Origin of the sequence: Vibrio sp. T9, from assembly GCF_003123985.1 — a bacterium.
Lineage (GTDB): Bacteria > Pseudomonadota > Gammaproteobacteria > Enterobacterales > Vibrionaceae > Vibrio > Vibrio diabolicus.
This window is the reverse complement of the sequence record NZ_NIGY01000133.1, coordinates 1-339: the sequence shown is the minus strand read 5'-3', so window position 1 is coordinate 339 and position 339 is coordinate 1. Positions and strand designations below refer to the sequence as shown.

At 63.7% G+C, this 339-nt stretch carries 1 protein-coding gene; it reads left to right on the top strand.

The window, feature by feature from the left end; genetic code table 11:
* A partial coding sequence (locus CBX98_RS25780; protein ID WP_146192933.1) for an MFS transporter occupies positions 1-339 on the top strand: 339 nt, incomplete at both ends.

Sequence of the window (339 nt, the reverse complement as noted above, 5' to 3'; positions counted from 1 at the left end):
CACGGCAGCGGTGCTTCTGCTGATCGGTGTTTTCGAAAGCGTGCTGCATCCCACGGCCTTCACCGTGATTGGTGACGTGGTGCCGCAGGAAGAGACGCGACACCACTTTGCCGTGGCCCGCGTGCTCTCCAGCATCGGGCGAGCCATAGGCCCCGCGCTCGGTGCCTTGCTCGTCTTGAGGTCGTTGAGCACGGTCTTCATCGGTTCCGCCGTGGCGCTCCTGCTGGCCTCGATGCTTGTGGCCTGCTTGCTACCGGAGACACGTCATGCCGGAGGCAGCGACGAGGATGATGACGATGACGAGGAAGGTTTCTCGGCCTTGCTTCCCGCGCTTCGCGA